Here is a 214-nt window from a genome sequence, read left to right on the forward strand (position 1 = left end):
TTAATTGCATCGCCCCACTGACGTGCATCGCTGCCTTCTTTGGCGTTTTTCATATGGCCGACGTAATAGGAGTTCGCCAGGCCAATATCGCAAATACCCCCGAGGATATCGCGGGCAACGTCACGGTCGCCGCCAGTCGCTTTACGTGCCAGATTCGCTTTCACGCCACGCAGCCATTCTTCCGTTTTTGCTTCGCCGTGATGGGCAATCATCG

1 pseudogene is annotated in these 214 nt (G+C 55.1%); it reads right to left on the reverse strand.

The features are described 5' to 3' along the window. Positions 1-214, reverse strand: a pseudogene (locus FDX22_RS27390) (iron ABC transporter substrate-binding protein); the annotation flags it as partial.

Source organism: Citrobacter sp. TBCS-14 (genome assembly GCF_005280805.1).
Lineage (GTDB): Bacteria > Pseudomonadota > Gammaproteobacteria > Enterobacterales > Enterobacteriaceae > Citrobacter > Citrobacter gillenii.